The organism is Acidithiobacillus albertensis (genome assembly GCF_001931655.1).
Classification (GTDB): domain Bacteria; phylum Pseudomonadota; class Gammaproteobacteria; order Acidithiobacillales; family Acidithiobacillaceae; genus Acidithiobacillus; species Acidithiobacillus thiooxidans.
In genome coordinates, this window is the sequence record NZ_MOAD01000001.1 from 574,304 (window position 1) to 599,923 (window position 25,620).

Below are 25,620 nucleotides of genomic sequence, written 5' to 3' on the forward strand. Positions count from 1 at the left end.
GACCTTGCAGGGCTTCCCCATGAAGGCCGGTGAGGCCATGGCCAAAGGGGCTCCGGGCCTGTTTGTGAATTCGCCCATTCCCCATTTTACCGGGACGGCCCTCACTTTTCTGACCCCTTTCAGTATCTTCACCGGTTTTGGCGCGGTCATCGCGGCCGGACTGGCCGGCGGTCTTTACCTGAGTGCACGCTTTGAAAAAGGGGATCCGATCAACGTCAAGGCACAGCGCTGGACCACCCTTTTTTCCTACCTGGCCTTAGCAGCAATTGTCGTCACGCTGGTATGGTCCTATGCCATATTCCCCTGGGCAGCGGCAAAATGGACTGGCCCTTATTGGTGGGTATGGGCCATCTGGCTCTTGGTAGTTCTGTTCTTTGCCTTTAAATCCATGATGAACCACTCCATGCAAAAAGACTTCGCCGCCCTGCTGTGGGGTGAAGGGGTGGTGGTTCTCCTGTGGTTTGCCATGTGGGCTACGATGTTTCCCTACATTGTTCCGGAAACCTGGACCATCCAGGCGGCCGCCAATCCGGCCAACTCCATTGCCGTGTTTACCTTGTTCATGACCGGGTTTGTACCCATCATGATCATGTACAACGCTTATCAAATCTGGGTGTTCCGGGGTCGTACCACAAAAATGACCAGTTACGGCGGTCATTGACGTTCGACGCAGGATGCTGGTTTCAGCATCCTGCCGTTCTCCTGTTTCACAAATATCAAATTCAGTGGAGGTTATGGCATGGCATGTCCAGCGACTGGAATGGAATATCTGGAGGCGGGACGAATGTTATTCGGGATAAGGCATTCAACATGTTACAAGGCTAAAAGTGAGTTTGCGTCGTGCGGAATGGTTACTATATAAACATATAATAAATGCTCCACACGCGCGACTACTGGGCTCAATTTTAGCAATTATTCCTGCCTTTCTGCTGGCCGGTTGGCTGGGGAATCAATCTTCCAGATATGCACCCGATCGTTGGTACCTGTTGCAAGGTATCGGTATTGTCCATTCTATTGGGGACTTTCGCCTGATACAGGGTCAAGCAGGACAACCGGGAAAACGTCAAAAGCCGCATACCTTTCAGGATCCCTTTTGTGCGTAGTGCGGTCAGCGCATTTCCAAATAAGGCCAATCTATAGCATCGATGAATGTTTTCTTGATCTGCGTGGTTTTGCGCCTGAACAATGTTTCGATATAGGCCAAAGCCGCCTGCCAGTGTATTCGGCAATGGTTGGGCTTATCCGTAGGTGTCGGCATAGCCGCGACCAAGACCATGACCAAACTGACCCTGGGCGGTGCTGATCTCAGTGCCGGGGTGTTTGCCTTTTTTGGGGTCGCTGTGCGCATCAATAGGCTGCGGGCCACGCTTGCCCTCAAATAAAGTACCCACCTGCTCTAGAATGGTCTTCTTCCATTGCCCCACTTGCGCTGGATGCACTCCATGTTTCTGCGCAATTTCGTTGATGGTTTTCAGGCCCCGGCTGCCTCCAATCCTACCTTGCCCTTAAAGGCTGCTCTGTACACTTTCCGCTTTGCTGCGCTCATCGCCTCCTCCTGATCAGGCAACAAGCTTAAACTACCGTCTCAAATCTGGGGTCCACTATACTCACACTGGAGTGAGCTATTACGGCGGCAGTTCGTTGAATTAGCCCAAACTCTCCGTAATCAGCACATCGGCGGGAATTCCCAGGCTTTTATGTAATCTACGGATCATAGGCAGTGTCAACGGGCGCTTGCGATTCAGGACTTCGTATACCCGGTTCCTCCTACCGATGATCGGCTCCAGATCTTTAACAGACAGATTGCTCTGTTCCATTCGGAATTTGATGGCTTCCACTGGATCGGGCGCAATGATGGATACATGCTTGGCCTCGTAAGCCTGCACTAGCGTGGCCAGGATATCTAGGCGATCCCCCTCCGGCGTGCCCAGATCAGGGTCGGAATCCATCAAGGTGGATATTTCCTTGAGGGTGACAGCGTAGTCTGCTTCGGTATGAATGGGGCGAATGTCCATGTTTCCCTCCTTTCCTGATCAGGATATGTCAACGGTATCCGCGTCCACTGCGTCATAGTCTTTGTGAGTGCCGACAAACTTTACATAGATAATCTGTAACTTGTATGACACAGCGACGATCAGCCGATAATCATTGCCTTTGATGTTGAAAACAACCCGGCGGTTCTTCAGCAAGCCGGCACTAGGATACTGTGCCTTGATATCTGCGGGTTGAGTCCATGTCGCATTCACAACCTCCCCGTACCAAGCCCTGAGAGGCAGCTCGGCACTGGGGTGGAGCTTCCAGAAGTCCCGGAGCATGGACACGGCAATAACTCGCATAACATGAAGTCTGGTCCCAATATGGGACATGCGCAATCATCTGGTGCTGAAGATAGGATGGCGAGGGCAATGCAGCGGAAGCAGTCATTCGGCGACTTGACCATCATGTTCTCCCAACTCATCACGATGGCTATAAATCGCAGTTTTTTGAGAATCGTAATCCCTGGTTTATTCTGAGATGACGAGCGCCAGTTGAAGATGCTCAAAAACGGTCTGACGGAGAACTAACAAAGTTCCGGTTTCACCCTATGATGTCTGTTGTTTTTTGCTTTTTTCTTCAAAATAAGTCTCCAAAATAGCCTGTTCAAAATCCACTACAGCTTGATCAACAGCACTCCAATCCGCACCGCTTGGAGCAGCCAGCATAAGGGCATCCATTACGGCAATGGCGCGGTGGTACTCTCGATGCAGATGATCCAGACGGTTTACGTTATCCTGTCCCAAGCGATGGATATCCCCATGGAGGGGGCAGACCGTGGCATCAGCCAGAGTCAGGTAATCAACTGCGCGTGGAGACCGAATAATGGTTTTTTTCAGCGTTTCGTGTTGAGCAAGACGCGTAGCATACAGTCCAAGCAAACTGATGGGTCGATGTCGATGCGGGAAAACGCTGTGCTTGAGGAATGCCTGCAATTCTGCGAACGGCATAGGCCTGGCAATGGCGTAACCTTGCAGAAGCGTGCTTCCCATAACGGTGACTGCATCCAGGATATCTTCAGTCTCTACACCCTCTACCACGAGATCTACCTGCATGCCGTTGGCCAGATCCTGAATGGCGTTCAAGAAATGAAGGTCCTGCGGTCGCAGTTCGAGGGTGCGGACAAAGCCCTGGTCGAGCTTGATTTCGTCAATAGGCAGTTCCTTCATGCGGAGCAGAGAGCTGTAGGCACTTCCCACATCATCAAGCGCCAGACGAAAGCCTAATGCTTTTATTTCCAGGAGCAATTCCAACGCGGTCTGCCGCTCCAGAAAATCCTCTCCCTCAAGAATTTCCAGTGTGATGCGCGATGCATCTACCGTGCTCTCGCCGAGTAGCCCACGTAAGCAAGTGATGCAAGACCCCGACAGAGAACGTGGATCCAGATTGACGGAGACCCATAAAGGCCATCCTTGGGCATCCAGTATCGAGAGATCCTCCAATGCTTGGGTTAATACCTGTTTGTTGAGATCAGAAAAGTCTTCACCGTGTAATTGCGGCAAAAACCGGGCTGGAGGCCAAATAGTCCCGTTTTCATCCCGCAGGCGTGCCAAAGCTTCGATGCCGACTATCTTGCCTTTGCGGCTATCCAGGATGGGTTGGTACCAGACCTCCAATGCGCCGTTATCCAGCAGGACCTGTGCGGGATTACGCTGATCTGCGAAGTTTTTCTCACCGAAAAGTGCCCAGCAATTTTCTCGATCCGCTTTGTGGGCTTTGATTTCATAGAGCGCCTGATCAGACCAGCGCAACAGCTGATCCGCTTGGTCTGTATCGGCAAAAGGATACAGTACGACACCCATACTTGCCCCAACCTGAACGCTTTCACGATTACTCAGAAGGATCGGTGTGGTGATGGTCCCTTCAATTTTTTTAAGGAGTTGCGCAAGGTCTGCATGCCCCGCCAAATCTTCCAGCAGGAGTACGAATTCATCGCCCCCGTAACGGGCAATAAAATCAGATTTGCGCAACATATCGGTCAAACGTTTACCTAAGGTCACCAATACTTCATCGCCTATCTCATGACCATAGGTGTCATTGATTGGCTTAAAATCGTCCAAATCCAGCATACAGATCGCCAGAAGACGATTGTGACGAATGGCGTGGAGCATGGCTTGCTCCATCTGCGTTTCCAGCGCCCGTCGATTGGGAAGATCGGTTAAAGCATCGGTATGCGCCAGATTTTTAAGGGTTTCCCGATACTGCTGTTCATTTCGACGTGTTTCCAGATGCTCCATGGCGTCAGCAATGAACTCAGCCACCTTTTCCGCACTGTCGGCCATGAGTTCCGGCGGCTCATCTTGTAAGCCGCTCAACACCAGCACCCCCCAAACAGAGGCATGTCGATGGATCGGCGTGGCCAGAAGCCACTGGATGCCAATGGCTTCTATCGCCTGTCGCCATCCAGCCAGATCGGGATGTTGCAAATATTCGCTGTGCACATAGTCAGTCACGAGCAAGGTACGGTCCTCAACCTGAGCTCGTGCCGTCATGCTGCGCGCATGAGGATGGTCTGGCGAAAACAGTACAGCCACATTCTCCAGAACTATTTGTTGTACTGGACCGGAAACCGCCAAAGGCTGCAAAATGTGACCGGTATCGGCCCGAGCGATGGCGCAGGTATGAAACAGCCCGCTTTGATCCAGACTGCTCAACATCTGGTCCATAAGCCGCTTTTGGGCCTGATCCCAAGGCAGGTCTACACTTCCTGCGAATGGGGCCTTACTCATGCTGGAAAAAATATCTAACCAGATTTTTAGGGGCGATTGGTTATCCATTGAACCTTTTTGGTTGATCGAAGTAACTCCTTCTTCACTGGAAAAGCTATCGGGTGATATATGCCATGCTGTATAATTATTCAGACCTTTCTGCTGAATGCGCGGAGGTAATGTAACATTCGTCGGGTACCTCCGGCAGCGTTTCAAATCCAGGCTTCGCAAACCAATATCCCTGAAACAGGTCAATACCTTGCCTGCGCAACCAGCGATATTCCGCAAGCGTTTCCACACCTTCTGCCAGAATGCCGATATTCAGTTCCCGGCAGGTCAGTTGTATACCATGGACAATGGCCTGACGCCGCGCGTGGCGATCAATATCAATAATCAGCTCCCGGTCGAGTTTGATATAATCGGGCAAGTAGTTCGCCAGCAAATTGAGCCCCGCATAACCCGCACCAAAATCATCGATAGCCGTTCGAAATCCTAATTTTTGATAATAATCAATGATACGGCGAAGATGTTCATGATCCTGTATTTTTTCACCTTCGGTAACTTCAAAAACGATCTGACTGATGGGAAACCCGTACTTTTCTGCAGCCCAGAGGGTGGTGCGGATACACTGTTCAGGCTGATAAACGGCATTGGGGAAAAAGTTGATGTTCAGATCACAGGACATCCCCAGCTTTGCGGCAAGTTGTACCGCTTTTATCCGACAATTCTGATCAAAGCGATAGCGATTGGCATCGTTGAGTTGTTCGAGGATGGAAGACGCCGGTTCACCTTGTGGTCCGCGCACCAGTGCCTCGTAGGCAACCACGCGACGTTCCCCTGCATGCACGATGGGTTGGAAGGCAAAGGTAAATTCGAAGCCCAATGGCTCCTCCTCCTTGCAGCGGCTGCAAGAAGGTTTCAGCGAAAGTGTATCTGGCGTGTGCATGGATGGATAGTCTCCTGTATTTGCAATATCATGACATCTTAAAAAATTTTAAAAAATATTCATTATAAATCATTATAATAGTGAAAATTCTCATGATAAGTAGATTAACAAAAAATTAAAACACTCCATTATTTTAATAAAGAAATTGCTTCATATGTGTTACAGGTGTCACAATACTTAGAGATTTCCGCTAGTTCAAGCGTTTGCCCTAAAAGAAGAGCAATCCTGTTGCCAGGATGTACATGAGTAATCATATTCATGATGCAGGCATGAGAGACGACACGCACCTGAATACCCATGTGGGAAGCAACTGAACCCAAATGAAACAATCCCTGCGTATCACCCTTGCTACTGCACTCCCGGCGGTAGTTCTTGCGTGTATCGCGTGCGTGAGCAATCAGGCTCTGGCCAATACCACGCCTGCGCAAACCCCCGCTCCGTCTGCTGCGACTTCAGGAGTGGCCGTCGTGGACGGGCGGTTAGTCGTGGCTGGAACCAATCAATTATTTATACCGCGAGGATTCACCTCGGTTTCCTTGGCCTATCCCACGCAGTACGCTGCCACTTTATGTAGCAGCCATTTTCGTGCCTCTCCCCCAGCAACTAATCTTCAGGAAGCGCAGGCAGCTATGACGGCAACAGCAGCGCAGGCCTTATTGTTATCTTGTGTATGCAATCGAGTTGATGGGATTGATCTTTAATTTCAGCCGAACTTCCCTATGGCACGATTTGCTTGACAGGACGAACCAGAATTTCTTCGACAAGCACATGAGCCGGTTGAGCAAAACTGTATACGAGAGCCTGGGCAACATCATCTGCATGGAGAGCCTCCAGAGACTCACGTCTTTTGTGCATACTCTCTTCGGAAACATTAAAACCCCATTCTGTCCAGACTGCACCCGGCTCAATGAGTGCCACCCGAATACCTTCCGGACCCAGCTCCTTACGTAAGGCGTCATGAAAGCCGACTACCGCAAATTTGGTCGCATTATAAACTGACCAACCAGGAAGACCGTAGCGACCACCCACGCTGGAAACCGTCGAAATCATTGCCCCGGGCCTCCCTCTAAGTAAGGGTATAGCTGCATGTGTACAGCGGAGCACTCCGTACAAATTGGCATCAATCATTTCTTCCCATTCATGCGGTTTACTATCAGCAAACTCAGCGTGATAACCGAGACCAGCATTATTGAATAGCAAATCAATTCCATTAAAATGATTTCCAACAGCTTCAAACAAATGAAGCACTTCCTCCGGTTTTCGCAAGTCAGCAGGCATCACCAAGGCGGTATCGCCAATTTCCTGGGCCAGTTTTTCTAAGCGCTCGCGACGACGAGCTACCAGGACTACATGCATACCCTCGGCCGCAAGCAGTCTGGCGCTAGCCTCACCAATTCCACTGGATGCTCCAGTGACAACAGCAACCTTACCTTTTAAATCTTGCATTTTCATGAAATAACCTCTCAACATGGGAAATTTATATACCGTCCAGTTGGTATTAACCGTAGTCAAGGCAAACCGTTTCGTCAAGCTGGGATGGCTTTTGTGGCGCAAAATTTGATCTCGTTGGTCTTGAAAATTAGCGCTGAAAGGCAGAGCTAATGTAAGGGCACCTCGAAAAACCTTCCAATTTTAGTTATAGCGGTGTTACGCAACAGCACTGTGGTTCGGTCAACCAGATAGCTCCTCGGTGTTCATTTTCTTTCAGCTGCTAAATGACCGCAATCAGTCTGAACCAGCTCTTCAACCGAAATCCCTACAGGAAGCCTTTGACCGGGGTTAACAGCCTGGGCTGATTTGGGTTTTTGATCAGCATCATTCCATCTGCGCAAACCCATTCTTTGAATGTGCTGTGTGATGTTACGCGATGGTCAAAAATATAAGGGCCGGGTGAAAAGTGACAAAGTGGAGACACTGAATATCCAGATTGGCGCCAGTCATAGAATGGGTGACAATAGATTTCCAGCCTGAGCATCAAGTGGATCCAGTTTTAATCCTGAGGAAGCCCGATCATAAATGGTGATACTGAAATACGAGTGGGCCTCATAAAATGAAAAACATATCTATTCGTGAAGTCATTTTATAAATCGTGCTCCAGAGCACTGCTGGTGGGCCAGTGAGCTGCTGCTGGGAATGCGGGGGAAAGGCCGGATTCATCCTCCGCTGCCAGACCGGATCAAGCCGAAAAATGGTAAAGCTATTGGGTGCTTCATCCGTCAGCTCTTTCCCCTGCAGCCGCATCTAATGGCTGACCGAAAAAGAGGCTACTGGCTGTATGAAAGCCAGCACTTCACCCAAAACCGGCTCCCCTTTGGTCTCCGTCCGGCCAATCTGCAATGCTTCCTCCCGCAGCATCAAGACCCATTGCCCAGCTGTATCGGCGGTAAAAGCTTCCGGCAGTCCACAGGCTTGAGGTTTTTTTATTTTAACCAGCCATTGGGATGTAGCGATGGGGGCGGACCTGGGTGTGGATGAGGATGCTCTGTACCGTTAGCTTCGAGCAATACTATCGATATCGCGTCAACAGCTGGGCGAAGTATGATAATAGCGGTCCAGAACCTTTACTGTTGGAATGGGGAGAAAATCCATGAATACCGCCAAAGACATTGCCCAGGCCCGTAATCCCGATTTGCGCGCATCTATGGCGGCCATGCGCCGAGCCGCCCAACTGGCCAGACAGATCGCCATACAAACCAATACCGGCATTGTGATGGTCCGGGATGGGCAATGCGTCCGTATCTCGGCCCAGGAACTGCGCGAAGCCGATGCCGAGGCCCAGAAATCATCCGCAACCGCCGATATCTGAGCAACACGCTTTAACCCAAGAGATCCCCTGCCATCATGACTGAAATCGACCAAAAACAACTGGGCAACACCCTTTGGGGCATTGCCGATCAACTACGCGGTGCCATGAATGCCGATGACTTCCGCGATTACATGCTCTCTTTTCTGTTTCTGCGTTATCCGTCCGATAACTACGAAATGGCCGCAGCAAAGGAACTGGGACCCGATTATCCGCGTCTGGAAGCCGGTGACCGCCGTACCCCACTGGCCCTCTGGTATGCCCAGAATCCCGAGGATATCGACGCATTTGAAACGAGTCAGGACCCGGCTACCGGCAAGAAAAAACAACTGGACAGCGTTCTCGATTTTGCCTGTGGTTCAGGATCTCTGCTGCTGAATGTCCGGCAACGTATGGGCGCAGATCCCGCCAAGGCCCCGCAGTTTGATGCGGTAGTCGCTAATCCACCCTTTAGCTATCGCTGGGAACCCAATAGTGCGTTGAGTGAAGACATGCGCTTCAAGAACTACGGTCTGGCCCCCAAATCTGCCGCTGACTTTGCCTTCTTGTTGCATGGCTTTCATTTCCTCAAACCTGAAGGTGTCATGGCCATCATTCTGCCCCATGGTGTGCTGTTTCGCGGGGGTGCAGAAGAACGCATCCGCACCAAACTCCTCAAGGATGGGAACATCGACACCGTAATCGGCCTGCCCGCCAATCTCTTTTTCTCCACCGGCATTCCGGTTTGCATTCTCGTCCTGAAAAAGTGCAAGAAACCCGATGACGTGCTCTTCATCAACGCTGCCGAACACTTTGAGAAAGGCAAACGCCAGAATCGCTTACGCACTGAAGATATCGACAAGATCATTGAGACCTACCAGTTTCGCCGGGAAGAAGAGCGTTATGCCCGCCGCGTGCCCATGACCGAGATTGCGGACAATGATTACAACCTCAATATCAGCCGGTATATCAGTACAGCAACTCCTGAAGAAGAAATTGATCTGCAGGCCGTCCATCAGCAACTGGCGACACTGGAAGACCAGATCGCCGAGGCTACTCAGCGGCATAATGCCTTTTTGCAGGAATTGGGGTTGCCGCTTCTGGGAACCCGCTGAGGGCTAAACTATACTCATCAGTCGTTAAATTCGATCAATGCGGAGACCTGTTTGATGAGTATTTGGAAAATCTGGTGCGATGGCTCTTGTGGCCCTACCAACCCCGGCCCCTGTGCCTGGGGATCGGTCATCAATCTCCCGATGGAACACGCACAGAGCAGTGTGGCTTTATCCAGAAACAGGGGGCCAACAACATCGCGGAACTCACAGCTGCCATTGAATCCTTACGCAAAGTTCCCGAAGGCGCTCAAGTCATCCTTTACTCCGATAGCCAGTATGTCATGAAAGGCCTGAATGAATGGATGCCCGGTTGGATCAAAAAGGGTTGGAAAACCGCTGCAGGAAAACCGGTCTTGAACCTGGCACTCTGGCAGCAGCTCTATGCCTTGTATAGCGCCCGTAAAGTCCAAGTGGAGTGGGTTCGTGGACACAATGGGCATCCGGAAAACGAAAAGGCCGACCAACTGGCAAATCGGGGATTAAGCATGGGGTAATGGTCTCTATCAACAAGTGCGACAAAGAAGTTTTTAAGCCATTCTGGAGAGCCATTGCAAGGTAGGTTCGTCAACGTCGATAGGTATGCTGCAATCGTTCAATAGATATGATGAATACCAATTACTATAAAATAGTATTCAGAATCTTCTAGTTGCCGTCATTTTTATATCTTACTGATCAGGAAATAAGCGACTCCTATAGGAAAAGCAAAAAAGTGCAAAAAAAGTTGACTTCAAGTTGACAAGCAATCTAAGATATAAAAGTCCATTTTAGGATTTACAGTTTGAGTATTCAATTGTGAAAGATTGAAGACGAGGTTTTTAATAATCTAACTTATTTTAGTAATTATGCATATAAAAAAAAGGATTAACACAGTGCCCGCATTGAAAGACAACACAAGAATACCTAGAAAAATACATTTACAAAACAGAGCTAGGCATACATTCAAATTGGTAATGTTTAGCATCCTTGGCCTGTCTCTATTCTCAAGCCTAGCCCACGCGAGCGATGTTTATTTTGTTACTCAAAACGATGGCGGATTCGGCTTTTCAGGTAAATATGATCAAATAAAAAAACTCTACCCATTAGCTTACATAGCAAGCAGCAGTTCGGCTTTCAAAAAAGATTTACTAAATCATGTAATTAATTCACAGCCAACTGCATTTAGTTTGAAAATAAATAAGCTAAGTAACCATGATAAAACATATGGGAGATCTATTGTTCTTGCGATGGTTTTAGATGGCGAAACGGAATCAATTGAAAAATACAAAGTAAATGCTTCAAATGTATACAAAATGGATATACAATTACATGCTGAAACAATCTTCTTTGACTATGCAAGAAAAACAATAATAGCTAGCGTGCCAATTTCAGAGCAATACATAGATACGCTAGACCATTATCCGACTTCAGCTGATGCAGAAGAGGGCGTAAGACAAGCATTATATTTGGACCCAGGTAATAACTTAGTGAGTCGCTTTGCAGATTCTATTCACACTGAAGTTTTACCTAAGGGTATTGTTAAATTTGTAAAAGTCACAAAAGTAAAAGTATCATCCAGAGCTATGACTTCAATAAGCAATCATCCTGAAATGGGTTGGCTTGATAAAGATATCGCCAAGAAAGACGTAGCAAATCAATTTAGCTCAGCCGTTGAAGGAATAGCAAAAATTCCTTTGGAACCATACACTATAGGTAGTTCAACAGGTAAGATGGCAGTTGCTTTCAGTGAAGATTCTGCCTACAACTTTACACTTCCAAAACCTAGCTATGAAATTCATTTAACCCTATTGGGATTTAAGAATGTACCATATAAATCAAATCCATCTGGTTATTCTCAGATTTATGGGGCATTCGTCCATGTTAAAATGTTGGATTCATTGGTCAATAAAATCTATATGAATGCCACATTTAAGAATGGCGTTGTGAAATTGATACCCAAGACACAGGTAACAGTTGCAGCGGGTCCAGCTTATCTCGCAGCTCTTCGTGGTTTATTCATGAAATTCGCTACAGGTCTTGACAATCCTCATTATAAATGGATTCATTCAGCTACGACTGCAGATAACATTCAGCAGATGCTCGTTAACACTCAAAAAGCATTGGAGTCTTGTAAAATATGAAAAGAATAGCTCTATTTTTAGCCCTTAGTGCAGTTTACGGTGTTTCATATGCAAATGGTGGAATAGAAAATGTGCAAGGTATGGCATCAATAACCTATTCTGGGCATCGCATTAATTCACAAGAAAAGCAGCAAGCTTTTCTGAATGCGGAAAAAAATGCTATTGTACGTTATTATGCTAAGGAAGGTGATTCCTCAACAGCCAACTTCTCAAGTATAGAACAATCAGTAATGAACAATATATCTAATTATATACTTGGGGCTTCTGTTATTTCACAGGTTGATCATAAGAGTCTGCATATGTACCAAATTTCTTTACAGGTACAGCTCAACTCTTCGTTACTGGATAATGCAATAAAGTCTGCTTCATCAGCTGGTAAAACTCCCGGCTATCAAAAAGCTAAAATCGGATTTTTTTTCGTGGCTAGGCGTGTAGAGTCTGCAAGAGATTATGAGGTTCGCAGTTACCAAAGGACCGAAGATTCTTATCATCAGAATCTAGCAGGGGACAAAACAAATGAAGGAAATGAAACTCAAAATTTAAACGGTGGATCAATTGGAGTGGGATCAAACGATCTGAGGACTGAAAAATTTTCAGACAGAACTTCCGATACACAACAATCAGGCGGGAGTCATTTGCGTCAAGCAACAAAGTATCGATATCAACTTTTGACCTCTCAGAATCTAAGCACTGAGTTTGAAGGAGATTTCTCACAAGCAGGATTTACAGGCATCCCTGCTGCATTTATTGCCCCAAAATCTAATGGCTTGTTAAATATTGAAGAAATTAAAAACGAGTATAAAACTGGCCGGAATATTAAGCCTAATACCCTAGCAAATATTGCAAATGCTATGCAGCTTGTTCAGATACCTTATTTTGCCATCGGCAGCTTAAATGTAGGGTTGCCAATTACAGATCCAAATACAGGTCTAAAGGAGGTTACAGTAAGCGTAGATGCAACTATTTATAATGTGGAATCCCAGTTTCCAATCGTGATTTCAGCCGTTGGACCAGAGCAGTTTTCAGGACTAGGCCCAACTCAACAAGTGGCATTAACTAACGCAATTAAAAATGCCGCAAACAAAACTGCATTAGACTTGGTTTCCCGTCTAAACGAGCAATCTGTAAATTAACCACTACATTTAAGGAATTTCAAGAATGAAAAAGATAAACTTAATCTTTATTGCCGTATTGGCCGCCGTACCACTGTCGGCTTCAGCAGGATTATTTGGTAGTGTCACAAGTGCAGTGACTGGTGGTTCATCAACCCAAGGGTCCGGTAATCCTGTTACAGAGAGTAATCAGCTGGCTACTCAGTATGTGTCCGGAAATATATCTGTACTTACCGCTCAAAAGGATATGGCAAAAGCTTTACATTTGAAAAACCAGGTATCAACAATTGATGCAACTATCGCATCGCTAAAATCAAGCGCCTCCGGCAAAGTAGGTAAGTCTTCCCTTGAGCACGCTGGAAAGATTATTGCTGGTTCTTCTACGGCGATTTCCGCAGAGCAAGCAAAAAAACCTCACCTATCAGCGGCTGACAAGATTGATTACGCAAAAGGTCTTGCCAACTTGGGTGGGGGAATTATTCACTACGTTGGCATGAAGAATGCTGCAAGTGCTTTCTCTTCTTCAGCCTCTTCAATGTCACCTATGGCAGCAGCACAGGATGCTTCTGAGATTGCCACAGGGTTATACGTTGTCAAGTCTCTGCCAACAAGTATTAGCAATCTTGGCGACTCTCTTAATGAAGCTGTCTCCTTCGCCAAAAGCAATAAAATACCAGTTCCAGCAAGTGCCACTAAGGCTTTGGGTTCGCTTTAATTCTCCCTTTTTGAATTTTTGCGTTTGAAGCTGGGAAGGGTTTCTTGGTCCTTCCCAATCTTATTTTATGGAAGACAGATGAAAAAAAGCTCTATTGTTTATTCCGTTTCAGCGTTGTTGGTTCTTATGGCGGGGTGTTCGAAACACGAATCCTCTAATTCCACATCAACAGCTATGACTAATAGTACTTCAAAATCTGCTTACGCGGCGCCTGTTCCCAACGCTGGCCATATTACAACCGTCACTGTTGAAACAACGGGTTCAGGGCTTACTCGAAATGACGCTGTAAATGATGCTGTAAAGAATGCAATTCTTCAAGAATATGGTGAAAAAGTTAACATTGATTCAATAAAATATAGTGCTGCATTACATATTGCAGACAACTTAAAGACAAGAAATATAGAAGGTCAGTTAAGCGCTACGGCTGTTCAGAATGTTACCAATGGACTCCTCACTTCCCTCAAAATAGTTAAAATTAAAAAACCTGAATTATTTGGCTTAATGGGAAAAAGCTATCACGCAACTATTGAAGCATCTTTCCCAAAATTTAACGGTCCAAAAACACATAACTTACTAAAAATTGTTGTAGGAAGTATTCATACTCCTGGGTCTTCCTTTACTGTTGGTGGAGAAACTATTCCCTCTAGTGTAGTCACTCATGCCATTCACCAACAACTAGTAACGGCCCTTAGTCAAACCGGTCGATTTGTAGTTTTGGATAGACAGGATAATTCCGCTATAGATAGAGAGTTATCCTTAATTGCTAATGGGCAAACACCGAGCGCTGATTATGCAAAACTAGGTCAAGTTACAAGTGCTCAGGTAATCTGGTCTGGAACTATTAATAATTTAGGGTACTATAGACATGCTCAAAGCCTTTCTATATCTAGTAGGCAGATTGTCAGTTATTCGGGTGGGTGGTCCTTGTCTGAAAGGCTTATTGATGTTACCAATCGGCAAATCATGGCTGCGGATACAATCCAGGGGGCTATACCTTCAATCGCCCCGACGACCCTTGGAACCAATTTTAGCTCTTCTGCTACCCTACAAAACATGGAAAATAGTATTGTACATAAGGTAATTGCTTCTATTCTTATGCGCGAATATCCTATTACCATACTTCAAAAGACTGGTAATCAGGTTGTTCTTAGTCAGGGTGGAGATTCTGTAGAAAAGGGTGGTTTATATCGCGTAGTAGCTATGGGCAAGGAATTAAGAGATCCACAAACAGGGCAAGACTTAGGACGAACACAAACACCTTTTGGAAAAGTGGTCATTGAGCGGGTTACACCAACTTTATCTTATGGTCGTCTAGTTGACGTACAGGCTGATCAGGAAAGTATCGCTCCAGGTGAATTACAAATTGGGCGCATGTTAGCCTCGACATATGAGGCGAACAGTACGCCTCAACCTGTACCCGCTTCCCCAGCGAATGAAGAAGCGGCACCTGCCTATCAACCAATGGCACAGCAACCACAAGAAGAAGCAAGTCCGGAAAGGCGAAAACATAACAGTGATTGGTAACGAAGTGAATTATTCACACAAATCCTGAAAATATCATCACTGAGCTTTGAACCCAGGCAATTACTTTAATCCACTACTTCTTTTGTTTATATATCTGTCAGCCCCGAGCTGCTTTTTGGGGCTGATTCTTTTATATGCTGTTCAGCGTACGCTTTTAGCGAGCCCACTCTTGTGAATTGGCGGTGATGAAGCGTCATATAAATTCCCAATTTCACCGGAAGGCTGCCTGATGACCCGCAATATGATTGATCGACTGCCCCTTCCACCGAGGCAAAAGCAGGCCCTGCGGCAAGCCCGAATCAGCGAGAAAATACTGGCAGATGCCGTCGTGCAGCGAGATCAGATGAGTATGGAGGAGAAAGCCGTACTGATAGACCGCATTGCAGAAATCCAGCCACAACTAATAGGCAGTATTGTGGTCCTTTTCCGTATGGGCATTCCAGAGGCCCGTCTGGAAATGCTGGTGGATTTATTGCTGATGCTGACCCTGGCACTGGATCAGGGAGGCATCACCTTGCCCGCAGCCGATGAGGATCTGGTAGAGCAGTGTTATGAACGGGTAACCCGTCGAATGACCCAGGTAACAGACTCCCGCGTACTTCCCATGGAAAGGCAGCGTGTTTCCCAAAACTACATAGAGCAACATCCTGAGCAATGGTTACTGAGCTATGTATTTCATCTGATCAATCCGCTGACCCAATCCAGCGAGGAAGATCGTGCTGTTACCCTACTTGTGACCACAGCCCTCAATTATGTTGAAATAGTCACCGAACTGCTGCATCCCCAATGGGAACGGAAGCAGGCCCATTAACGCCCACCCAGAGAGAACAAAACCATGAGCATCTTGCAAGAATTGGAAGCCGCCAAGAAAGCCAAAGAAGCCGCTGATAAACGGGTGGAGGAGCTTCTCAAACAAGCCAAGGACGAAGGATTGGCAGAAATACGCCGGATCGTTGAGGACTTGGGATTGACCGCCAAGGACCTCCTGAAACTGGTTCCTTCTGAACCGCAGAAAACGCGTCGCGTGCGCGAGTCCCCAGCCTTTTGGTATCAGCATCCAACGGATCCCAATCTGGTCTGGAAAGGAGCAGGACCCAAACCTGCCTGGTTCAAGGCGTTGAGTGAAGAAGCCCAACAAGCCTGCAAAATAGCGGCGGGTTGAATCGATGAAAGCCTCTACCGGCAGTAACGTGGCCTCTCCGCAAGCGCTCGCCATCACAGCACTGGCAACGCGCTATCTGCTGGACAATGAATTTTCTGTGGAACCCCAATTGGGGGAAGCCGTAGACGCATTACTCGTCGAAGAGGATGAAGAAACCCTGCAAACCATTTCCCTGCTGCTGTATGAAAAAGATCCAGAAGCCTCTGAGGATTTCCGGGATTATGCGCGGGAACGTGCAGAAATGTTCCTGACCGAAGAAGGACAGGTCAGCACCCTGTTTGCCGTACCGGTACGCCATCCAGAATCCATTCAGGGTTTTTCGGCAGAACGGGCTGCGGCTTCCTTTTTTACGCACGGACTTGTCTGCGCAAATGCCAAGGTTACCTTTTATCCCGCCCCCGTAGATGGCGGGCAACTGCTGAATATGTCTCCGGTAGAAGTGTTTCGTCTGCATACGGCACTGGGCCAGGACTATCGGGAAGCCGCCACCTTGCTCAGTACACAAGCCTATGCCGAAGGCACGCATCCCTATATTTGCTTCATCGGGATTGTCAGCTACTCCGCGCAAATGCCGGGGCATTGTGTGGCTTGGGAGTTACCTTCGGATGACTTTGTACGCCGCATTCAAATCTGGACGGAACAATCGGATCTGGCCGTGTTGGGTCTGAATAGACAGCAGAACGTGCTGGGATATCCGGGTCGAATGGTGTTTGCGGTTCGCGAAGGGGCACAGGAATATCAGGATATCGTTCTGGAGGAATTCGTGACCCGAGTGGTCGGGGAAAAGTCGGGCAAGATTCTCGCCCGTCTGCAGGATCACCCGATTATGGAAGGGCTCACGCTGGAACTTTATGATGCCACCCAGGAATATGGGGCACTCTATATCCCCTGGAAACAGTTGGATCAGACCCGTGCGGATGTCATTGAGCGGATATTCGATTTACTCAAAGAATCGGGTGTCATGGGCCTTATGTTTCAGGACTACGAGGCGGGTGAAATATCCCGAGTGCAGCACTAATGGAATGGGTCAGCCTGTGGATAAAACTGGAGGACATGAATATGTCCCTTTGACGACAGATTCAAGTTCGTGCTGGACAGAAAATATCTGAAGGGACTGCATCATGATACCCTCAATCTTAGAACTTTTGTCATTTCTTTTTTGTGTCCCAAAAACAGAAAGCACATTTTTTTGACATTTCTGTTTTCAATTTTTTTGCGCACTATTTATTGTTTATATGGTGCACCGGCACCACATTGGCATTGCTACGGTCACGCACTGTCACCACTTTGTACACAGATAGCCTACTTTTCAGGGATGGCTTTATTTGGTTGATGGCTCACTATTCAGGAACAAACGAATAAACTGAAGTTTCACCGTTTTTCCGTGAGGAAAGTCGGCCATTAAATATTATTATTTGTCAATTAATGACTGGTTATAAAACGCAAGATGGCCTGTTCGATGTCCATGCTACGCGATTTATTCATTCCTTTCCAATCGGTATTCTCGGATTCATGACTAGGGCGCGAACGGGTTCACTGTTTCCTCTTTATTCCGTTGATGTCCGCACTTGCTGAATCTGATGGGCGATAATCGCCTGTTGATGGCATTGCATACCAATATCGTCGCAGCAGGAAAATGGGCTTGTTCGGCAGCCCCACCTACAAGTAATGGCGCAACGCAGCCATCTCTCCTTCAAAGTGGAGAACATGGCCTGGAAGATCGCGCACAAACTGAAAGTCTCGAAAATCAAAGCCGGGGGTAACAATGCACCCCATCAGAGAAAAGGCCCCAAGGCTACGGGCACACTGCCAGGCTTTGCCGGGAACAATTGCCTGGAGAATCTGCCCTGCGTCGAGATCATTACCCAGAATGTGTTTCTGAAGATGGTGTGTCTCCGTGTGGTAGATGATCAGCTCCAAGGGGGCGCCCTTGTACAAATGCCAGAGTTCAGTAGAGGGGATCATATGCCAGCGGGACAATTGATTTTCTGCCAGCAGGTAAAAAATGCTGGTCAGCGTAGGGCGATCTCCCCGTGGGGTGCTCACCATTTCTGGCGATGTAAAGTTCCGCCGATACCAACCCCCTTCTGGGTGCGGTTGAAGATCAAGCTGGTGGATGATTTTCTGTGTGGACATGGTTAAGAATAAAAGGCGCTCTTCAACCCAACAGCTTTGCCAAATCTTCTGCTTTCAGATGATTGTATCGTTTTCATCGTCGGTTAGGCGGCGATCGCGCGATTGCGATTGCGCAGGCATTTTTATCTGTAGGCAAGGATTCCCGTGTGGTAAGGGGATGTTCCATTCTTTGATGGCGTGAGTAATTACCCTGGACAGCAAAGCGATTTCGTGTCGCACAGTCTGACTAGAAACCATGCGTCCAGTTTTTGAACTGACAGTATTTAACCGTTTGTCCCTGTATTTTGCAATCAAGTCTGGCGTCAATTGCGACAGTGCATATTTCCCTAAGCTGGATTTTTTGAGCATACGGATCACAGATTCCGCTCATTGACTGCTCTTTTTCAAAGGCAGTATTTCACGGGAGTAGCGATCCAGTAAATCGGCAAGGATGGTTGAGTCCGCCAGTCCACGATCCCGCCAGAGCCCGTGCATCATTTCAGATTCTGTAACGGCTGCCCATTCTTTGGCTTCAGCTTTGGTTCTGAATGTCTTGACCTGGAGTGGAAATCCCTTGCGTTTGATCTGCGCTTGCTAGCCGATGGTGAAACCGTCCTGGTCTTCGCGTGAGCGGATGGTAGCCATATTTGCCACCTCAGTTTGTAACCTAAGTATGGCGTCAGGGTATTGTTTTATATGGTGCCCCGAGCGCGAATCGAACGCGCGACCTACCGCTTAGGAGGCGGTTGCTCTATCCACTGAGCTACCGGGGCATGGGTCCAGTCTAGCAAAAGCAGGTTACCGGCGGCGAGTCCCCAGTTTGTTCGCAGCAGCCAAGCAGATGCTTTCAGGTTAAGGCAAAAAAATACGTGGCATAGCACAAACCGTTTACTGCAAAGTGATAAGGACGCAGGATGACCCCACGGATGACCAGCAAGTAGGTATAAGTGCCGGCCAACAAAGTGAGTCCCGCACCCAGCAGTACGGGGAAGGAGGGCGACCAGGGGGTGAGTAATACGCCAATGGCGGGCAGGAGGCTGCCCTGAAAAACCAGCGCACCGGTGATGTTGCCAAAGGCGAGGGTATCTTTGCCGCGCCGAATCCAGAGGATGCTGTTGATTTTTTCCGGAAGCTCAGTGGCGATGGGAACCACCAGCAGCGACAGGATCAGCGCCGAGATGCCCAGCCAGTGGGATAACCCTTCAATACCATCCACAAATAAACTGGCACCGAACACAATCATGCCCAAGCCGATCGCCAGTTGCAGCAGAATCACCGGCATTTGCACGGGCAAACCCGCTTTGCTGAGGTATAAGGCATGACCAGCTTCTGTGCCATGACCCTCGGCAACCAGGGCTGCCGAAGCGCGTAGGGTGACCAGCACATACAAGAAATACAGGGTGATCAGAATCAGGGCGATGCCGACCCGTACCAGGGTAATATGATGAGGGACGAACAAGGCGACGCAGGAGAGGCCAAAAGCCGCCAGAAACCATCCCAGATCACGGCGTATTCCGCTGGGTTCTGGCTGCAGGGCACCCTGCCAGCCCCGTTGCGGAGACACAAAAACGGCCATCAGGAATAAAGTCAGGGTGGATAACATCATGGGCGCGCCCAGAATGGCACCGACACCGACTTCTTCACCAAGATGGGCGGGTTTTCCCGATGCGGCCGCAAATACCGCGACGATGGGGACCATGGCCTCCGGCAGTGCCGTGCCTACAGCGGCAAATATCGAACCGGTGACGCCTTCGGATATGCCGAGGCGGTCACCCAGATGTTCCAGGGCATTGGTAAACGCCTCGGCCCCGGCGAGGATGATGATCAGGGCAGCAATCAGCAGGAGTATATTCATGAATGGATTATGCCACAGTGGTCTGTATCCACAACGACAAAAAACAGTCGCAAGATGAGTTTCAGCGTGGATTATGTTTATACTGCAAATATCATCTGGAATGACCGAGGCAGGAGCAGAGTATGCAAAAGTTGTGCAGTTTCTTCGATCGGGATATTTACCATGTAGAAGGTGGGGGCGTACAGCCAGCAGTATATTTTATTGCCGATAAAGATGCCGGGGGCATTCTCGTCAACGCGCCGGAATATACCGAGGTATTGAAGGCAGAACTGGAAGCTTTGGCTCCGCTGCAGATATTGTTTTTGCCCAGCCATTTTGGGGCTCAGGATGTGTTGCTCTGGAAGCAGGCCGGTTGCAAGCTGGTGGCGCAGCCCGCCGAGGCCCAATTTTTGAACACGCCCATTGATATTGCCCTGGATAGCAAGTTGCGCCTGACGCGCACCATTGATTTTCTGCCCATGTCCGGCCGCACTCCCGGCAGTTGTGCTTTACGCCTGAAAAACAAGCCGGGTGCCATTTTTTTCGGTCCCATCCTCGAATGTGCCAGTCCGGACCAGTGGCCGACCCTGCTGGCCCATGCCGATGATCATTCCTGGGAAACCCGCATTTTCGGCAGCCTCGGTCTTCAGGATGTGCATTTTGAATATGCCTTCACAGATACCTTTGTGGCAGACAGGACGCCCGTTGGTCCCGGGGCAGATCTGGCGATTCAAACAGAACTGCAGGCGGCTCTCGACACCGACTGATTTTGCCGAAGCGCATTTATCGACAAGAAAACACTGCAAATTCGCGATAATTGGCGTATAGTTCTGACCCTGAATTCTCTTCCGGGTGTGTCCATGTCTCAACAATCTGATCTCCGTTTTAGTGATTTTGCTCTCGCCGAACCTTTGCAGAAGGCGGTGGCGGAGATCGGCTATGAACAGCCTTCCCCGATTCAGGAGCAAAGTATCCCGCCGCTGCTGGAAGGCCGTGATGTCATTGGCCTCGCCCAGACAGGTACGGGTAAGACGGCGGCTTTTGCCTTGCCACTGCTCAGTCGCGTCGACATCAGCCTGCGCATTCCGCAATTGCTCGTTCTGGCTCCCACTCGCGAATTGGCCATCCAGGTTGCCGAGGCCATGCAAAGCTACGCCAAATTTCTGCCGGGTTTTCATGTATTGCCTATTTACGGTGGACAATCCATGGGCTTGCAACTGAAGCAACTGCAGCGGGGGGTACATGTAGTGGTGGGGACTCCGGGGCGTATTCAGGATCATTTACGCCGCAAAACCCTGCGCCTTGACCAATTACAGGCGGTAGTTCTGGATGAGGCCGACGAAATGCTGCGCATGGGCTTCATTGATGCAGTGGAAGACATCCTGCAGCACACGCCGGATGGTCGGCAGGTGGCCTTGTTCTCGGCGACCATGCCCGATGCCATTCGCCGGATTGCAAAAACCTATCTCAAGGACCCTCTTGAAATCAAGATCAAGTCGGCGACGACCACCGTGGCCACTATTCGCCAGCGTTACTGGCAAGTGAGCGGTACCCACAAGCTGGATGCGCTGACGCGGATTCTGGAAGTCGAAGACAGTAATGCCTGGATTGTATTTGTGCGCACAAAAACGGCGACTGTAGAACTCGCCGAGCGTCTGGAAGCACGTGGTTATGCCTGCGGTGCCCTGAATGGTGACTTGAGCCAGGCCCTGCGTGAACAAACCATCGAACGCTTGAAATCCGGTGCTCTGGATATTGTGATTGCTACGGATGTCGCGGCGCGGGGCCTGGATGTGGAACGCATCACCCACGTCATTAATTACGATATTCCCAATGATACCGAGGCTTATGTGCATCGAATTGGGCGTACCGGACGGGCAGGACGAACCGGTGATGCCATCCTCTTTGTGGCGCCGCGCGAGCGTCATTTGTTGCGGGCTATTGAAAAGGCTACCGGCCAGACGATTACGGCTATGCATCTGCCGAGCATAGAAGATGTGGCCGACCGCCGCATGACCCAGTTCAAGGACCAATTGTCGGAAGTGATCAATGCTCAGGATTTGTCGGTTTTTGAATCGCTCATTGCCGATTATCAGCAGGAACATGACGTGGGCCTCAGTGAAATTGCGGCAGCTCTGGCCTACATGGTGCAAAAAGAACGGCCACTGGTGCCTGTTGAAGAACCCACCCGGCCCATGCGTACTGAGTCCTCAGGATCGGGGCGGCCAAGTGCTTCACGGCGGCGCGGCGATGACGAAAGGCCAGTGCGCAGTGATCGCGGTGCTAACCGCACACCCCGTAAACCCCTTGCTGATGATCAGCCGATGCGGCGCTTCCGTCTGGATGTCGGCGAAGATCACGGCGCCCAGATCAAGAATATTGTCGGCGCTATTGCCAATGAGGCAGGGATTCCCAGTCGCAATATCCGCAAGGTGGAAATCCACGGCGAGTACAGTACGGTAGAGTTACCGGCAGATATTCCTGCGGCCGCCTTGCAGCATTTGCAGAAAGTCTGGGTGGCGGGACGGCCGTTACAAATTGCTCCACAAGAAGCTGGAAGCGATAAATCGGGAGCACCCCGTCGGTCTTCAGCGCCACGTGCGCGTACCGGGGGAGACGCGAAACCATCCAGAAAGATTTTGTCGGCAACTACCAAGCCATCGAAAGGTGAGGGTAAACCGCGTGGTAACTCGGCTGGCAAGCGCAAAAAGCCAACGAGAGAGAGTTAGAAAATATAAAAACCGGATGCGCAAAACATCCGGTTTTAACGCTGAGCCCTAATTAAGCCCGGCGGACCTTTTCGGCCTGCAGACCTTTGGGTCCACGAGTGACTTCAAAGTTGACCCTTTCACCTTCAGCCAGGGTTTTGAAACCCGTACCTTCAATGGCGGAATGGTGCACAAACACGTCTTCCTTACCATCTTCAGGTGTAATGAAACCAAATCCCTTACTGTCATTGAACCACTTCACTGTACCAACCGCCATTTCACACCCCAAAATAATCAAAAATAGCCCAACCGGCTACTTTCAAGAATAGCATATACCCGTACCTACGCAAGTTACTATCCTGATCAGTCTGTTAGCGTATATTCAGCTTTTGGAAATGCCGTGTTTTTCCATCAGGCGATATAAAGACACCCGCGAAATGCCCAGCTGGCGGGCAGCCATACTGACGCTGCCGCGACTTTGTGCCAGTGCTCCACGAATACTACTGGCTTCGGCACTGTCACGGGCTTCATTCAGGGTGACCTGCATGCGTGAATTGGTGCGCCGCTCCAGACCTAAATCAACCGGTGAAATCAGGAATTTTTCACACATGACCATGGCTCGACGGACACGATTGATGAGTTCCCGGATATTGCCCGGCCAGTCATAATGATTCATGGCATGGAGTGCTTCTTCGCTGAATCCTTTGACTCGATGCGCTTTTTCATCCGAAAAGCGCGTGAATATATATTGCGCCAACAAGGGAATGTCACCCACACGATCACGCAAAGGCGGCATTTTTATCTGCAACACATTCAAGCGGTAGTAAAGGTCCTGTCGGAAACGTCCGTCCTTGATGGCTGCTTCCAGATTAATATGGGTGGCAGCGAGCACGCGGACATTGACTTCTATATCCTGACGGCCACCAACGCGGTGAATGGTTTTTTCCTGTAAAAAACGCAGCAGATTGGTTTGCAGGTCCATCGGCAAGTCGCCAATTTCGTCCAGAAAAAGGGTTCCGTCAGTGGCAGACTCAATGCGTCCGATTTTGCGTTCATGGGCACCGGTAAAAGAACCTTTTTCATGCCCGAATAATTCTGATTGAATCAGGTTGGCAGGAAGAGCACCACAATTGACGGCTATAAAGGGCCCTTCTTTACGCGTGGACCTTTCATGAATGGCTTGAGCTGTCAGTTCTTTGCCCGTCCCGCTTTCGCCCGTGATGAGAACGGGCGCTTCTACACCAGCGACTTTGCGAATTTCCTGATAGATTTTCTGCATCTGGTCACTGGCGCCAACCATCTGGCTTTCGGGATGATGGTGAAGATCCCACTGTCCGCCCTGAAAGGTGTCAGCCGTCATTTCTGCCATTCCAAATGCGTGTCCCAAGGTGATGGACAGACGCAGGGCATCTAAAGGCAAGGTGTGATAATCATAAAATGCGCTACCAATCAGCTGACGGAAAGCCGGTTGTTCAGCGGCATTGGGGGGGATCAAGGCAATCCATTTCAGCATGGTGGACTGGGCGAGCATCAGTTCGACACGATGCGCATGATCCACGAACTCTTTCTGGCTGAAGCCGACTACGCCAACCAGCGCGCCGCTTTTGCTGGCGTATTGGGGAGCCTCTGCTAAAGAGGGTGCATAAATGATACTCCAGCCTTCTTCTTTCAAAATTCCTGTAGAGGCAGCAATGATCTCTTTTTCACCCACATACAATACACTGCGTTCTATTGACGGATCGGAGAGTTTGAGCTTGGCATTTTTGGGCATGTTTACTCCTTCGAATTTGTTACGAGTGTCGCATAAATTTCACGCATACCCAAAATATATAGGCGCTTTTACCCATCACGCCGGAATCAAAGCATGAATTGCGGGTCGACATCGACAAACCAGCGCACCCTCCGGGCTTCTGGCAGCTGCTGGCAGCAGGGTAACCAGGTTTTAAGAGCCTTCTGCATGATCTGGCGGGTGGGTGCTTCCACCCACAGTTCAGCGCGCTCAAAACCGGCCCGTCTTTCCAGCAGTGCAGGCTGCGGTCCGCTGATTACCAGCGAATCGGGAGCGCAGGCTTTTGCCGCTTCCAGAAAGGCCTGAATGGCTGCCCGTTGATGGGCTTCGGCACACATCAGCGTCAGGGCTGTGCCGGGAGGAAGACTTGCTTGCAGGCGTTCTTCCAGGAGTAAGCGGGCGGCTTGCTGATAGTCTCCCTCACTGAGTTTCTGGATCAGGGGATGATGGGGCAGGTGTGTTTGCAGAAGGACTCGTCCGGGCCGGTCTTCGCGACCCGCCCGTCCCGCCACTTGCAGAACCATCTGCAGCAAGCGCTCGGGAGCCCGAAAATCGGCACTGAACAGGCCCTGATCGGTGTTGACGATGCCGACCAGGGTGACGGCTGGAAAATGATGGCCCTTGGCGAGCATTTGCGTGCCAACCAGGATGGCAGGTTGGTTTTGATGGATTTGCTCCAGTACGGCGGAAAAAGCCTCCCGACCGGGTAATGCATCCCGATCAATCCGCCAGACCGGCGTATCGGGAAAGCGTTGGCGCAGGACTTCTTCCAGTTGCTCGGTTCCCTGTCCGGCAGTGATCAGCGCAGTACTGTGGCATTCCGGACAGTCTTCAGGCCAGCGTGACTCGTATCCGCAGTGGTGACAGCGCAGGCGTTGCTGGTGGCGGTGCCAGGTGAGGGCGGCACTACAGCGTGGGCAGTGCAGGACATGGCCACAATCATGGCAGAGTACGGCGGG

Annotated in this window: 25 protein-coding genes, 1 tRNA gene and 1 pseudogene; 14 read left to right on the forward strand and 13 right to left on the reverse strand. The window is 49.3% G+C overall.

What is annotated here, in order from left to right; translation table 11 throughout:
• Positions 1-661: cytochrome d ubiquinol oxidase subunit II (locus BLW97_RS03055; RefSeq protein ID WP_143214901.1), on the forward strand; the 661-nt coding region annotated here is incomplete at its 5' end.
• Between the two features lie 667 nt (positions 662-1,328).
• Here BLW97_RS03055 and BLW97_RS03065 read toward each other — a convergent pair.
• The 5 genes and pseudogenes from BLW97_RS03065 to BLW97_RS03085 all read right to left on the reverse strand — a co-directional run.
• A pseudogene (locus BLW97_RS03065) lies at positions 1,329-1,546 on the reverse strand (transposase); the annotation flags it as partial.
• A gap of 100 nt (positions 1,547-1,646) precedes the next feature.
• Positions 1,647-2,015 (reverse strand): helix-turn-helix domain-containing protein, encoded by a 369-nt coding sequence (locus tag BLW97_RS03070; RefSeq protein WP_075322271.1) that lies wholly within the window; start codon positions 2,013-2,015, stop codon positions 1,647-1,649.
• An 18-nt stretch (positions 2,016-2,033) separates the two neighbouring features.
• On the reverse strand, positions 2,034-2,366 hold the full coding sequence (locus BLW97_RS03075) for a type II toxin-antitoxin system HigB family toxin (RefSeq protein WP_341465655.1): 333 nt from the start codon (positions 2,364-2,366) through the stop codon (positions 2,034-2,036).
• A gap of 216 nt (positions 2,367-2,582) precedes the next feature.
• Complete coding sequence (locus tag BLW97_RS03080) at positions 2,583-4,811, reverse strand: putative bifunctional diguanylate cyclase/phosphodiesterase (RefSeq protein ID WP_075322273.1); 2,229 nt, start codon at positions 4,809-4,811, stop codon at positions 2,583-2,585.
• A gap of 76 nt (positions 4,812-4,887) precedes the next feature.
• Positions 4,888-5,688 (reverse strand): EAL domain-containing protein, encoded by an 801-nt coding sequence (locus tag BLW97_RS03085; RefSeq protein WP_024895402.1) that lies wholly within the window; start codon positions 5,686-5,688, stop codon positions 4,888-4,890.
• A 320-nt stretch (positions 5,689-6,008) separates the two neighbouring features.
• Between BLW97_RS03085 and BLW97_RS03090 the strand changes: the two genes are divergently transcribed.
• Positions 6,009-6,389 (forward strand): hypothetical protein, encoded by a 381-nt coding sequence (locus BLW97_RS03090; protein ID WP_075322274.1) that lies wholly within the window; start codon positions 6,009-6,011, stop codon positions 6,387-6,389.
• A 16-nt stretch (positions 6,390-6,405) separates the two neighbouring features.
• Here the strand turns inward: BLW97_RS03090 and BLW97_RS03095 are convergent, their stop codons facing one another.
• Positions 6,406-7,140 (reverse strand): SDR family oxidoreductase, encoded by a 735-nt coding sequence (locus tag BLW97_RS03095; RefSeq protein WP_065957730.1) that lies wholly within the window; start codon positions 7,138-7,140, stop codon positions 6,406-6,408.
• A gap of 1,135 nt (positions 7,141-8,275) precedes the next feature.
• Between BLW97_RS03095 and BLW97_RS03110 the strand changes: the two genes are divergently transcribed.
• From BLW97_RS03110 to BLW97_RS03155, 10 genes are all read left to right on the forward strand, one after another.
• Complete coding sequence (locus tag BLW97_RS03110; RefSeq protein ID WP_031572409.1) at positions 8,276-8,494, forward strand: hypothetical protein; 219 nt, start codon at positions 8,276-8,278, stop codon at positions 8,492-8,494.
• A 35-nt stretch (positions 8,495-8,529) separates the two neighbouring features.
• Complete coding sequence (locus BLW97_RS03115) at positions 8,530-9,585, forward strand: N-6 DNA methylase (protein WP_075322278.1); 1,056 nt, start codon at positions 8,530-8,532, stop codon at positions 9,583-9,585.
• A 62-nt stretch (positions 9,586-9,647) separates the two neighbouring features.
• A complete protein-coding gene (locus tag BLW97_RS03120; RefSeq protein ID WP_242947668.1) occupies positions 9,648-10,079 on the forward strand; it encodes a ribonuclease H family protein in 432 nt (143 codons plus the stop codon).
• A 375-nt stretch (positions 10,080-10,454) separates the two neighbouring features.
• A complete protein-coding gene (locus tag BLW97_RS03125; protein ID WP_075322280.1) occupies positions 10,455-11,702 on the forward strand; it encodes a hypothetical protein in 1,248 nt (415 codons plus the stop codon).
• Positions 11,699-12,835 (forward strand): hypothetical protein, encoded by a 1,137-nt coding sequence (locus BLW97_RS03130; RefSeq protein WP_075322283.1) that lies wholly within the window; start codon positions 11,699-11,701, stop codon positions 12,833-12,835. The genes BLW97_RS03125 and BLW97_RS03130 overlap by 4 nt, the downstream gene beginning before the upstream one ends.
• 25 nt (positions 12,836-12,860) lie before the next feature.
• Entirely contained in the window at positions 12,861-13,529 is a 669-nt protein-coding gene (locus BLW97_RS03135) for a hypothetical protein (protein WP_075322285.1), read from the forward strand.
• A gap of 78 nt (positions 13,530-13,607) precedes the next feature.
• Positions 13,608-15,053, forward strand: a complete 1,446-nt coding sequence (locus BLW97_RS03140) for a CsgG/HfaB family protein (RefSeq protein WP_075322287.1) — start codon at positions 13,608-13,610, stop codon at positions 15,051-15,053.
• 229 nt (positions 15,054-15,282) lie between these two features.
• Positions 15,283-15,864, forward strand: a complete 582-nt coding sequence (locus BLW97_RS03145; protein WP_075322289.1) for a hypothetical protein — start codon at positions 15,283-15,285, stop codon at positions 15,862-15,864.
• 24 nt (positions 15,865-15,888) lie between these two features.
• Positions 15,889-16,215, forward strand: a complete 327-nt coding sequence (locus BLW97_RS03150; protein ID WP_075322291.1) for an H-NS histone family protein — start codon at positions 15,889-15,891, stop codon at positions 16,213-16,215.
• Positions 16,216-16,219: 4 nt separating this feature from the next.
• On the forward strand, positions 16,220-17,233 hold the full coding sequence (locus tag BLW97_RS03155; RefSeq protein ID WP_075322292.1) for a hypothetical protein: 1,014 nt from the start codon (positions 16,220-16,222) through the stop codon (positions 17,231-17,233).
• A gap of 641 nt (positions 17,234-17,874) precedes the next feature.
• Here the strand turns inward: BLW97_RS03155 and BLW97_RS03160 are convergent.
• The 4 genes from BLW97_RS03160 to BLW97_RS03170 all read right to left on the reverse strand — a co-directional run bounded on the left by BLW97_RS03160 (position 17,875) and on the right by BLW97_RS03170 (position 20,185).
• Positions 17,875-18,351: a cupin domain-containing protein gene (locus tag BLW97_RS03160; RefSeq protein WP_075322293.1), complete on the reverse strand. Its 477-nt coding sequence runs from the start codon at positions 18,349-18,351 to the stop codon at positions 17,875-17,877.
• Positions 18,352-18,405: 54 nt separating this feature from the next.
• Positions 18,406-18,708: a site-specific integrase gene (locus tag BLW97_RS18920; protein ID WP_143214829.1), complete on the reverse strand. Its 303-nt coding sequence runs from the start codon at positions 18,706-18,708 to the stop codon at positions 18,406-18,408.
• 319 nt (positions 18,709-19,027) lie between these two features.
• Positions 19,028-19,103, reverse strand: a tRNA-Arg gene (locus BLW97_RS03165).
• 74 nt (positions 19,104-19,177) lie between these two features.
• On the reverse strand, positions 19,178-20,185 hold the full coding sequence (locus tag BLW97_RS03170; RefSeq protein WP_075322294.1) for a sodium:calcium antiporter: 1,008 nt from the start codon (positions 20,183-20,185) through the stop codon (positions 19,178-19,180).
• A 122-nt stretch (positions 20,186-20,307) separates the two neighbouring features.
• Here BLW97_RS03170 and BLW97_RS03175 point away from each other — a divergent pair, with 122 nt between their 5' ends.
• Both BLW97_RS03175 and BLW97_RS03180 read left to right on the forward strand, forming a co-directional pair.
• Positions 20,308-20,931 carry an MBL fold metallo-hydrolase gene (locus BLW97_RS03175; protein WP_075322295.1) on the forward strand — a complete coding sequence of 208 codons (624 nt, stop codon included), beginning with the start codon at positions 20,308-20,310 and terminating at the stop codon, positions 20,929-20,931.
• Between the two features lie 93 nt (positions 20,932-21,024).
• Complete coding sequence (locus tag BLW97_RS03180) at positions 21,025-22,893, forward strand: DEAD/DEAH box helicase (RefSeq protein ID WP_075322296.1); 1,869 nt, start codon at positions 21,025-21,027, stop codon at positions 22,891-22,893.
• A 52-nt stretch (positions 22,894-22,945) separates the two neighbouring features.
• On the opposite strand, the gene BLW97_RS03185 is transcribed toward BLW97_RS03180, so the two are convergent.
• From BLW97_RS03185 to priA, 3 genes are all read right to left on the reverse strand, one after another.
• Positions 22,946-23,149 carry a cold-shock protein gene (locus BLW97_RS03185; protein ID WP_009564993.1) on the reverse strand — a complete coding sequence of 68 codons (204 nt, stop codon included), beginning with the start codon at positions 23,147-23,149 and terminating at the stop codon, positions 22,946-22,948.
• Between the two features lie 105 nt (positions 23,150-23,254).
• Positions 23,255-24,643, reverse strand: coding sequence for a sigma-54 dependent transcriptional regulator (locus BLW97_RS03190; protein WP_051488087.1), 1,389 nt, complete (start codon positions 24,641-24,643; stop codon positions 23,255-23,257).
• A gap of 86 nt (positions 24,644-24,729) precedes the next feature.
• Positions 24,730-25,620 (reverse strand): replication restart helicase PriA (gene priA / locus BLW97_RS19925; protein ID WP_215866473.1); only part of this gene is annotated, 891 nt, incomplete at its 5' end.

Coding starts and splice junctions, on each gene's coding strand:
- BLW97_RS03070 (WP_075322271.1), bottom strand. CDS start 2,015: ATGGACATTCGCCCCATTCATACCGAAGCAGACTACGCTGTCACCCTC.
- BLW97_RS03075 (WP_341465655.1), bottom strand. CDS start 2,366: ATGTCCCATATTGGGACCAGACTTCATGTTATGCGAGTTATTGCCGTG.
- BLW97_RS03080 (WP_075322273.1), bottom strand. CDS start 4,811: ATGGATAACCAATCGCCCCTAAAAATCTGGTTAGATATTTTTTCCAGC.
- BLW97_RS03085 (WP_024895402.1), bottom strand. CDS start 5,688: ATGCACACGCCAGATACACTTTCGCTGAAACCTTCTTGCAGCCGCTGC.
- BLW97_RS03090 (WP_075322274.1), top strand. CDS start 6,009: ATGAAACAATCCCTGCGTATCACCCTTGCTACTGCACTCCCGGCGGTA.
- BLW97_RS03095 (WP_065957730.1), bottom strand. CDS start 7,140: ATGAAAATGCAAGATTTAAAAGGTAAGGTTGCTGTTGTCACTGGAGCA.
- BLW97_RS03110 (WP_031572409.1), top strand. CDS start 8,276: ATGAATACCGCCAAAGACATTGCCCAGGCCCGTAATCCCGATTTGCGC.
- BLW97_RS03115 (WP_075322278.1), top strand. CDS start 8,530: ATGACTGAAATCGACCAAAAACAACTGGGCAACACCCTTTGGGGCATT.
- BLW97_RS03130 (WP_075322283.1), top strand. CDS start 11,699: ATGAAAAGAATAGCTCTATTTTTAGCCCTTAGTGCAGTTTACGGTGTT.
- BLW97_RS03135 (WP_075322285.1), top strand. CDS start 12,861: ATGAAAAAGATAAACTTAATCTTTATTGCCGTATTGGCCGCCGTACCA.
- BLW97_RS03140 (WP_075322287.1), top strand. CDS start 13,608: ATGAAAAAAAGCTCTATTGTTTATTCCGTTTCAGCGTTGTTGGTTCTT.
- BLW97_RS03145 (WP_075322289.1), top strand. CDS start 15,283: ATGACCCGCAATATGATTGATCGACTGCCCCTTCCACCGAGGCAAAAG.
- BLW97_RS03150 (WP_075322291.1), top strand. CDS start 15,889: ATGAGCATCTTGCAAGAATTGGAAGCCGCCAAGAAAGCCAAAGAAGCC.
- BLW97_RS03155 (WP_075322292.1), top strand. CDS start 16,220: ATGAAAGCCTCTACCGGCAGTAACGTGGCCTCTCCGCAAGCGCTCGCC.
- BLW97_RS03160 (WP_075322293.1), bottom strand. CDS start 18,351: ATGTCCACACAGAAAATCATCCACCAGCTTGATCTTCAACCGCACCCA.
- BLW97_RS03170 (WP_075322294.1), bottom strand. CDS start 20,185: ATGAATATACTCCTGCTGATTGCTGCCCTGATCATCATCCTCGCCGGG.
- BLW97_RS03175 (WP_075322295.1), top strand. CDS start 20,308: ATGCAAAAGTTGTGCAGTTTCTTCGATCGGGATATTTACCATGTAGAA.
- BLW97_RS03180 (WP_075322296.1), top strand. CDS start 21,025: ATGTCTCAACAATCTGATCTCCGTTTTAGTGATTTTGCTCTCGCCGAA.
- BLW97_RS03185 (WP_009564993.1), bottom strand. CDS start 23,149: ATGGCGGTTGGTACAGTGAAGTGGTTCAATGACAGTAAGGGATTTGGT.
- BLW97_RS03190 (WP_051488087.1), bottom strand. CDS start 24,643: ATGCCCAAAAATGCCAAGCTCAAACTCTCCGATCCGTCAATAGAACGC.